Source organism: Brachyspira pilosicoli (assembly GCF_019402445.1).
In the GTDB taxonomy this organism is placed as follows: Bacteria; Spirochaetota; Brachyspiria; order Brachyspirales; family Brachyspiraceae; genus Brachyspira; species Brachyspira pilosicoli_B.
The window spans coordinates 1-9481 of the sequence record NZ_SRZM01000316.1 but is presented as its reverse complement, the minus strand read 5'-3'; the positions used below and the strand labels follow the sequence as shown (position 1 = coordinate 9481).

The 9481-nt window shown below is 31.2% G+C and carries 9 protein-coding genes; all 9 read right to left on the bottom strand.

Features of this window, described 5'->3' with window-relative positions:
* A partial coding sequence (locus E6A48_RS09920; protein ID WP_219710050.1) for a Cof-type HAD-IIB family hydrolase occupies nucleotides 1-653 on the bottom strand: 653 nt, incomplete at its 3' end.
* Between the two features lie 44 nt (nucleotides 654-697).
* Complete coding sequence (locus E6A48_RS09915) at nucleotides 698-1651, bottom strand: ABC transporter permease (RefSeq protein ID WP_219710049.1); 954 nt, start codon at nucleotides 1649-1651, stop codon at nucleotides 698-700.
* A 41-nt stretch (nucleotides 1652-1692) separates the two neighbouring features.
* Nucleotides 1693-2814, bottom strand: coding sequence for an ABC transporter permease (locus E6A48_RS09910; protein WP_219710048.1), 1122 nt, complete (start codon nucleotides 2812-2814; stop codon nucleotides 1693-1695).
* Complete coding sequence (locus tag E6A48_RS09905) at nucleotides 2814-4316, bottom strand: ABC transporter ATP-binding protein (protein ID WP_258018598.1); 1503 nt, start codon at nucleotides 4314-4316, stop codon at nucleotides 2814-2816. Before E6A48_RS09905 ends, E6A48_RS09910 begins: the two co-directional genes overlap by 1 nt.
* An 86-nt stretch (nucleotides 4317-4402) precedes the next feature.
* The gene (locus E6A48_RS09900; protein WP_219710046.1) at nucleotides 4403-5464 is read right to left on the bottom strand and encodes a BMP family lipoprotein; all 1062 of its coding nucleotides are present in this window, start codon (nucleotides 5462-5464) and stop codon (nucleotides 4403-4405) included.
* 56 nt (nucleotides 5465-5520) lie between these two features.
* Entirely contained in the window at nucleotides 5521-6324 is an 804-nt protein-coding gene (locus E6A48_RS09895) for a nucleoside phosphorylase (RefSeq protein ID WP_219710045.1), read from the bottom strand.
* 8 nt (nucleotides 6325-6332) lie between these two features.
* Nucleotides 6333-7133: a nucleoside phosphorylase gene (locus E6A48_RS09890; protein WP_219710044.1), complete on the bottom strand. Its 801-nt coding sequence runs from the start codon at nucleotides 7131-7133 to the stop codon at nucleotides 6333-6335.
* Nucleotides 7134-7178: 45 nt separating this feature from the next.
* Complete coding sequence (gene deoC, locus E6A48_RS09885) at nucleotides 7179-7829, bottom strand: deoxyribose-phosphate aldolase (RefSeq protein ID WP_219710043.1); 651 nt, start codon at nucleotides 7827-7829, stop codon at nucleotides 7179-7181.
* A 93-nt stretch (nucleotides 7830-7922) separates the two neighbouring features.
* Nucleotides 7923-9278, bottom strand: a complete 1356-nt coding sequence (locus E6A48_RS09880; RefSeq protein WP_219710042.1) for an MATE family efflux transporter — start codon at nucleotides 9276-9278, stop codon at nucleotides 7923-7925.
* Nucleotides 9279-9481: the final 203 nt, after the last annotated feature.

The following is a 9481-nucleotide window of genomic DNA, read 5'->3' as shown; positions in this document are numbered from 1 at the left end:
TCTATATCGTTATAATTATCACCAAAAGCTATTACATTTTTTCTATCAATACTTTTCTTATCGCATAGCCACTTCAAAGCACTCCCCTTATTAATACCAGAAGCCAAAACTTCCAAAAAATTAGGATGAGAAAATGAAGTATGAACATCAAGATTATCTCTTATATAAATTTCTAGGTTAGAAAGAACATTATTTTCACCAATAAATAACATCTTACTAAAATTATAATTATCAATAGAATCAAACCCTATCACAACATCAGTAATATTTTCTTTTTTGGCATAATTTTTGAAATATATATCTTCTTCAGAAACTATATATTGATTGCCATTATAAACATGCAAATAAACATCATAACTTTTAGCAATATCCATTAAATAAAAAACATCTTTCTCTTTAATAACTTCATTATATACAATATTACCTTCGCTGTCTGTAATAACAGAACCATTACAAACTATAGAATAATTATTATTATCTAAATATTTACTATACCTCTTAAGACCATCAAAAGGTCTTCCACTAGCAAATATAAGTTCTATTCCCTTATTAATGCAATGTTTAAGCACATCTCTATTATAATCGCTTATTTCACTATTATTATTAAGAAGAGTTCCATCTAAATCGGTGGCTATTAATTTTATATCATGCATGCTTTATATAATACCATAAAAACAATCTAATTCAAGCATCTTTTTTAACGCATACTCTTATCATAAGGTATACCAGAAGCTTTAGGAGCTTGAGAAGTTTTAGAGGTAAATGAAAGCACAATTAAAGTAGCAATATAAGGTATCATTTTATAAATGCTATTAGATATAGGCAAATTAGCAAGTAAAGGTATACCAGAATATGCTGAAGCAAGTGTTTTCATAAGCCCAAAGAAAAAAGCAGCATAAAGTATTTTAATAGGCTTCCATTGACCAAATATTAGTACTGCCAAAGCCAAAAATCCATATCCAGCAACAGTAGCATTAAAGTTTGTAGAAGTAGGTATAACAAACACTAATCCTCCAAGACCTCCCAAAGCACCAGATATAGCAACACCAATATATCTTATCTTATAAACATTAATACCCACAGAATCAGCAGCCTGAGGATGTTCTCCGCAGCTTCTAAGCCTAAGACCAAATCTTGTCTTATAGAGTATAAACCAAGATAAAGCTAGTATTATAAAACCTATATAAGTTGTTATATAAGTATTTTTAAATAATAAATTACCAATAACAGGAATACTTCCAAGTATAGGCACAGACTCTATTCTAAAATTATTAACAAAACTTATTTGCTGAACAGTTTGTATAGCTCTAGTAACATATATAGCAAAAGCAGGTGCAAATATATTTAAAGCAGTACCGCTAATAACTTGATCGGCACTCATATTAATAGCAGCATAAGCATGAAAAAGTGAAAATATAATACCTGCTAAAGCAGATATAATCATAGCCAAAAATAATGTAACGGTAGGAGGGAAATTAGCTCCAAGCCTGCTTATAAAAAATATTCCCGCAAAAGCTCCTATTATCATAATGCCTTCAAGAGCAATATTAACAACTCCGCTCCTCTCAGAAAACATTCCCCCCAAAGCAACAAGTAAAAGAGGAATAGAAAAAAACATAGTCTGCTGTACTAAAAAATAAATTGTATCCATTGAAAACTCCTTTTTATTTGTCTTTTACTTAACTTGCATTTTTACTCATTAGCATTTGTTTCTCTATTTTTGTTTATCTTTTTAGATATAAATCCAACAATAGATTTAAAAAGCAAAGCAAAAGCACTAAAATAAATAATAGAAGCAATAATCATCTCTATTATCTCAGGTGTAAAATCATAAACCTGCATATAAAATCCGCCCACTGTGATATGAGCAATAAAAAGCCCCGCAATTAAAACACCTATAGGGTGAGAAAGTCCAAGTAATGCAATAGGTATGCCCATAAATCCCTCTTCAGCAAGCACATCAACAACCTCAATATGTTTGCCAATACCAGATAAATAAAGAAGCCCTCCACCAAGTCCAGCTAAAGCACCGGCAATTACCATAGAAAGTATAATATTTCTTTTTTCATTGATACCTGCATATCTGCTCGCATCTTTGTTTAATCCGCAAGCTTTAAGCTCAAAACCAAATGTAGTTTTAGAAAGTATTATATAAACTATAATAACAACTATCACAGCAACAAAAAAACCGCCATTTGCACTAGAGCCTCTAAATAATACATCTAATCCCATTCCAGGTAATGTAGCTGAAGGAGGAATATTTTGCGATTGATTTTTAAGCATATCATAAACTGTTAAAGTAACTAAATAATTAGCAAGATACATACCAATATAATTCATCATTATGCTTGAAATAACTTCATTAACATTAAATCTTGCTTTAAGAAGTCCGGGCAAATAAGCCCATAAACCACCAGCTATAAATGAAGCAAGCAAAGCAACAACCCAATGAATTGCAGGAGGCAAGAATGTACATTTAATAGCAACTAATACTGCAGCATAAGCCCCTATAATAAATTGACCTGAAGCTCCTATATTAAAAAGTCCATTCTTAAAAGCAAAACCAACTGAAAGCCCTGTTAATATTAAAGGAGTAGCCGTATATATAACCTGTCCTATTCCTCTCATTCCCCCAGAAAAACCTCCAGAAAGTATAGTCATAAAAGCAGGAAAAGCATCTCTTACATTACTAACCAAAAGTATTATAAGCCCTAAAAGTAAACCTATAATAATAGCAAGAAAAGATGAAAATACATTTATAAATCCCTCTTTCTCTAAAATACTTGCAAATTTATCTTTTAAATTACTGCTCATTAAGCACTCCTTTTAGAACCAGCCATATATAAGCCTAACTCATTAATAGTAATATCTTTGTTTAATACATTAGCTACAATTTCACCTTCATATATAACAAGTATTCTATCACTCAAATTCATAACCTCATCAAGTTCTAATGACACAAGAAGAACAGCCTTACCACTATCTCTCTGTGCAATTAATTCTTTATGTATATATTCAATAGCCCCAACATCTAATCCCCTAGTAGGCTGAACTGCTATAAGTAAATCAGGATTTCTATCTATCTCTCTAGCTATTATTACTTTCTGCTGATTTCCTCCAGACATACTCCTTGCAAAAGTTTTAGCACCTTCAGCACTCCTTATATCAAATCTTTTTATAAGTACATTAGCATAATCTTCTATTTCTTTAAATTTTAAAAATCCATTCTTTTGAAATCTATCAGTAAAATAAGTTTGAAGTATAGTGTTTTCAGCGAGAGTATAATCAAGCACAAGTCCATGTTTATGCCTATCTTCAGGAATATGACCTATACCGCTTAATGTCTTTTTTCTTATAGATAAATTAGTAATATCTTTTCCATTCAAACTAACACTTCCGCTAGACATATCCATAAGTCCTGTTAAAGCATGTATAAGCTCAGTCTGTCCGTTTCCATCAATACCAGCAATACATACTATCTCTCCAGCTCTCACATCAAAAGAAACATTTTTTACTATATTTTTTTCGCTATGAGGAGATTTAACATTTAAATCCTTAACCGATAATATAACATCTTTTGGTTTAGCTTCTGTTTTTTCTACTACCAAAGCAACCTTCCTTCCAACCATCATCTCAGACATCTCTTCTTTTGTGGTAGTCTTTACATCAATAGTGCCAATATATTTTCCTTTACGAAGAACCGAACATCTATCAGCAACTTCTTTAATTTCATTTAATTTATGAGTAATAAAAAGTATAGATTTACCTTCTTTTGTTAAAGATTTCATTATCTTCATAAGTTCTTCAATTTCATGAGGAGTAAGTACTGCGGTAGGTTCATCAAAGATAAGTATATCATTATCTCTATATAGCATTTTTAATATTTCAACTCTCTGCTGCATTCCAACAGTTAAATCACTAATAATAGCATCAGGATAAATTTCAAGCCCATAAGTTTTACTCAACTCCATAACCTTTTTTCTAGCATCATCTACTTGAAGCATACCATTTTTTACAGTTTCAACCCCAAGCATAATATTTTCTAAAGCAGTAAAATTATGAACAAGCTTAAAATGCTGATGCACCATACCAATACCTAAAGCATTAGCCGTATTAGGGTTATCAATATTAACCTCTTTTCCATTAACTTTAATAATACCCTCTTCCTGTTTATAAAGTCCAAAAAGTACACTCATAAGTGTAGATTTACCAGCTCCATTTTCACCAAGCAAAGCATGTATCTCACCCTTTTTTAATTGTATAGTGATATTATCATTAGCTACTATTCCCTTAAACTTTTTTGTAATTCCTAACATCTCAACTACATATTCCACAATATTTACCTCCTAAAATATAGGGATACCCTATCAAGAGGTATCCCTTTTATATCAAAACAATTTTTTTACTGTATAAAATTAACTTTAACAATATTTAAAGGAAGCTTATTAACAGAATCTGCATCAGTATCTTTAAGAAGTTTGATATTTCCAGCAACTAATTGCTGATATATAGCATCATATTGATCTTTAGTAAAGTTTTTAAATCTTGAAGTTTCCATAGGAAGACCAATACCATTAACTTTAGCATCAAGTACAACAGATTGTCCGCCAGGGAAATTATTATTATAATAAGCATCTATAGCATCATAAACAGAACCGCCAAGCATTTTTACAGCAGAAGTAATAACAGTTTTAGACTCAGCACTTTGATCAACATCAACACCTATAACAAGTCCATTATTTTGTTCAGCAGCAGCCATAGCAGAGTTTCCAGCACCGCCTGCAGGAGCAAATATTACCTGTACACCGCTTTGATACCAAGAAGTAGCAAGTGTTTGATTTTCTGGAGTAGGATTAAAGTTACCAACATAAGTATAATTTATTTTAATACTTCCGCTAGCTAATCCTAATTCCTGAGCTGCATATTCTGCTCCCTGTACAAAACCATAACCAAATCTTATAACAGCAGGTACAGCCATACCAGCCATAACACCTAAATTAGTATAACCCTCTTTTACTATAGCATAACCAGCTAAAAAACCAGCTTGCTCTTCTGCATAAAATACAGAATAAACATTGCTTTCTATTCTAAAATCAGTATAAGTACCATCTTGAGGAGCACCATCTAAAAGTATAAATTTTACATCAGGGTGAGTATCTTGTGCTTTATATACAGCAGGCTCAAATAAAAAACCAGGAGTTACTATAACTTGAGCCTTACCAGCAACAGCCAAATCTATAGCATTAATATAAGCATCTGTAGATTTTTCTGCAGGCTGATAATATTTATGAGCAATTTTTTTCTCTTCTGCATACTTCTTCAAACCTTCCCAAGCTCCCTGATTGAAAGACCTATCATCTATAGTACCAACATCAGTAATTAAAGCTAATTCATACCCCTTACCACCGCTTCCGCAAGATAATATCATTACAGAAATAAATAATAAACATAAAAGTTTTTTCATATCTTCTCCTATTTTTTGTAAAATATTTATTGCTTAATTTTTATTAAAGCCCAAGATTATTTTTTATCATTATCTATTAAAACCTTAATAGACTCTATAACTAAATCTATAGCCTCTTCACCTGTATAATTTTTAGGGTCATCTATCCCATTTTTTATTCTCTCCTGATTGTGAAGTACAAGCATAGAAGCACCTGTTCTCACACCCTTAGAAGCTCCAACTGCAAAAAGAGCAGCAGACTCCATTTCTGAAGCTAAACAACCAGCCTTTATATATGATTCCCATTTATATAAAAGCTCTTTATCAACAGCCATACTCTCTGGAGCATGCTGTGCATAAAAAGCATCTTTACAATGAACAATACCCGCATGAGTTTTTATATTAATTTTTTTTGAAGCATTAATCATAGCATCTAATACATCTATATTTGGCACACAAGGAAACTCATTAGGTATATAGTTTCTCATAGTACCCCCAACCTTTATAGCACCGCTTACTATTACAACATCTCCAGGAAGCACATTCATATTCATTCCACCGCAAGTACCAACACGTATAAAAGTATCAGCCCCCACCTTTATAAGCTCCTCTAATGCTATAGCTGTAGAAGGTCCACCTATACCATGCGAAGTAGTAGAAACTTTTACGCCATTTATATAACCAGTATAAGTAACATATTCTCTAAAATCTGCTACTAATTTAGCATCATCAAACCTTTTTGCTATCTTTACACATCTTTTAGGGTCCCCAGGCATTATAACATACCTTCCAACATCACCTTTTTTTAATTTTAAATGATGAACTAAATTTTCATCTTCTCTAAAAAAAGATTTTGGCAAAGCATTTTTTGTATTAGACATAAAATATATTACCCTCTCTTTTCTAATAATACTATAGCTTCTAATGCAGTTAAAATCATATTATCTATATTTGAAGAATAATTTAAATGTGTACCCATTCTCTCTATCATAGTGTTTTCCACAACATGCATAATTCCACCAGCTCTCACATTCCTAATAGCTGCACAAGAAAAAAGAGCTGCACATTCCATCTCTGAAACTATAGCTCCACATAATGTATAATATTTAAGATTATTTTCAAATCTCTCTCTAAAAAAAGAATTCTCTGGCTCTAATTCACCATAAAAACAATCTTTACTATGAACAACACCTATATGATAATTATAATTTTTTGATTTCGCCGCATCTCTCAAAGCAAAAACTATATCTGTATTAGCAATAGCAGGATATTCAAATGGTATATATTCTAAAGAAGTACCCTCATCTTTTATGGCAGCCTGAGCTATAGCTAAATCACCAGGCTTAACTTTTAAACTTAGTCCACCGCCTGTACCGACACGTATAAAAGTGTCCGCTCCTACTCTTATAAGCTCTTCCATAGCTATAGAAGCAGAAGGACCTCCTATACCTGTTGAAGTTACACTTACAGGTACATTTTTGTATTTTCCTGTAACTGTAACATATTCTCTATAGTCTGCTTTAAACTCTACATCATCTAAAAAACTTGCTATATACTCAACTCTTTTAGGATCTCCTGGAAGTAAAACATATCTTGCAACATCACCCTTTTTTAATTTTATATGATACTGCAATAATCCCTTATTAAAGGCTTCTTCATCATAGAATGCTTTAGGCTCTCTATATTCCATTTATAATAATCCTTGATATTTATATTTTATTAAAAATATTGAAAATTATTTTAAAGATTTCATTATGGCAACGCCATTACTAGTACCTATTCTATTAGCACCAGCATTTATCATTTTTATAGCATCTTCATAAGTTTTTATTCCGCCAGAAGCTTTAACTCCAACTTTATCACCAACTGTTTTTCTCATAAGCTCAACATCATGTTCTGTAGCCCCTCCTGTAGAAAAGCCAGTGGAAGTCTTAACAAAATCTGCCCCAAACTCTTTAGCTATCTTACAAGCTAACACCTTCTCTTCATCAGTTAAAAGACAAGTTTCTATAATAACTTTAAGCATAGCTGCATGACAAGCATCTCTTACTTTCTTAATATCTCTTTCAAATAAATCTATCTTCTTGCTTTTTAAAAAACCAATGTTGGCAACCATATCTATTTCATCAGCACCGCTATCAATGGCAAATTTAGCCTCATAAGCCTTAGCCTCTTTAATCATAGCCCCAAGCGGAAAACCAACAACCGAGCAAACCTTAACATTTGAATGCAAAAGAAAATTGTAGGCAACATTAACATAGGCAGAATTAACACATACAGAATAAAAATTATGCTCTTTAGCTTCTATACATAATGTTCTTATATCATCTATCGTAGCATCCGCCCTTAATATAGTATGATCTATAAATTGATTTAGATTTTCCATTTTTTATATACCTCTATATATTAGGATATAAAATATTATGCTCTTTGTCAAATTTATTTTTTCGATTATATATAAAATTTATACAAAAAACAATTATACTGCATCTGATAACTTTCTTTTAGCCCTTCTATATATATAAATATACATTATAGTAGATAATAATATAGACACAATATCCGCTATAGGCTGCGACCATATTATGCCGTTTATACCAAAAAATTTAGTACCTATGTATATGGCAGGAACAAATGCTAACCCTTGCCTGCATATAGAAAGCACTAAAGACGGCAAAGCTTTTCCTAATGCCTGAAATGTAGACATAAATATAAATTGAAAACCTATAATAGGAGCTACTGAATAAGCAGCTATTAAAAACTTAGAACCATACTCTATAACTTCATCATTATCTATAAAAATCCTAATTAAATCCCTAGAAAATATAAAAGCAAATATTAAAAATAAAATACCAGAAATAAAACTAAACAAACAAGAAAGCTTTATAGAAGCATTCATTCTTTTATAATTTTTTGCAGCAAAATTATACCCTATAAAAGGCTGTACTCCCTGACCTAAACCTATAAACACTAAGAGCACAAGTGTAAATATTCTTTGAGATACTCCAAGCCCAGCAACAACATTGTCATTATACCTCGAGGCAAAATTATTAATTAAAATATTTGCCACACTTATAAGCACATTGTTCATAAACACAGGAAAACCAATAGAAAATACATTATTTAATATATCACTGCTAATTAAAAAATCTTTTATCTTTATAGAAAGAAAAGTGCTTTTTTTAAGTATATAAAAAGTATAATATAAAAAAGAACAAGCATTTCCTATTATAGTAGCCAAAGCAGCACCAGCAACTCCCATATTCATATAAAGTATCATTATAGGATCAAGTATAATATTTATTACAGTGCCAAGCATCATTCCAAACATAGCCTCCTTAGAAGCCCCCTCAGAACGCACAACCTGCCCCATAGACATTTGGCAAACCACAAATATAGCACCAATTGCCACTATAAGCAAATAATCCTTAGCAAAAACATAAGTGTTAGAACTAGCTCCAGATAATTTTAATATATTTTCTAAAAATACAAAAAATACTATCATACATACCAAACCAGTAACAACACTAGCATAAAATACAAAAGATGAAACCTTCTTAGCTTTATCATAATTCTTAGAACCCAAACATCTGGATATATATGAAGCTCCACCTATACCATATATAGAACCAAAAGACATGAGAACCAAATATATAGGCATAGTTAAAGAAACAGCAGCAACCTGATTAGGGTCGTTTGTTTTTCCTACAAAAAATGTATCAACCATATTATAAAACACATTCACAAGCATTCCGAGTATTGTGGGCAGTGCTAATGTAATTAATGCCTTATAAACAGGATAGTTCTCAAACACATCAATTTTTTTATCAATCATATATACCTCATACAATTATTTTAATTTGATAATTAAAAAATATATTAGATTTGTTTTTTTTATTATAAGATTTTATTAAAATTTTAGCATAGTTATAATAATTTATTGTTTTCAATGTTATTTATATATATTAAAATTTTTAAACTTATCGATTTTTATTGTTCTTTTTCCCGCCGCTCGCGGTGCGGACTTCGTCAAAAGAA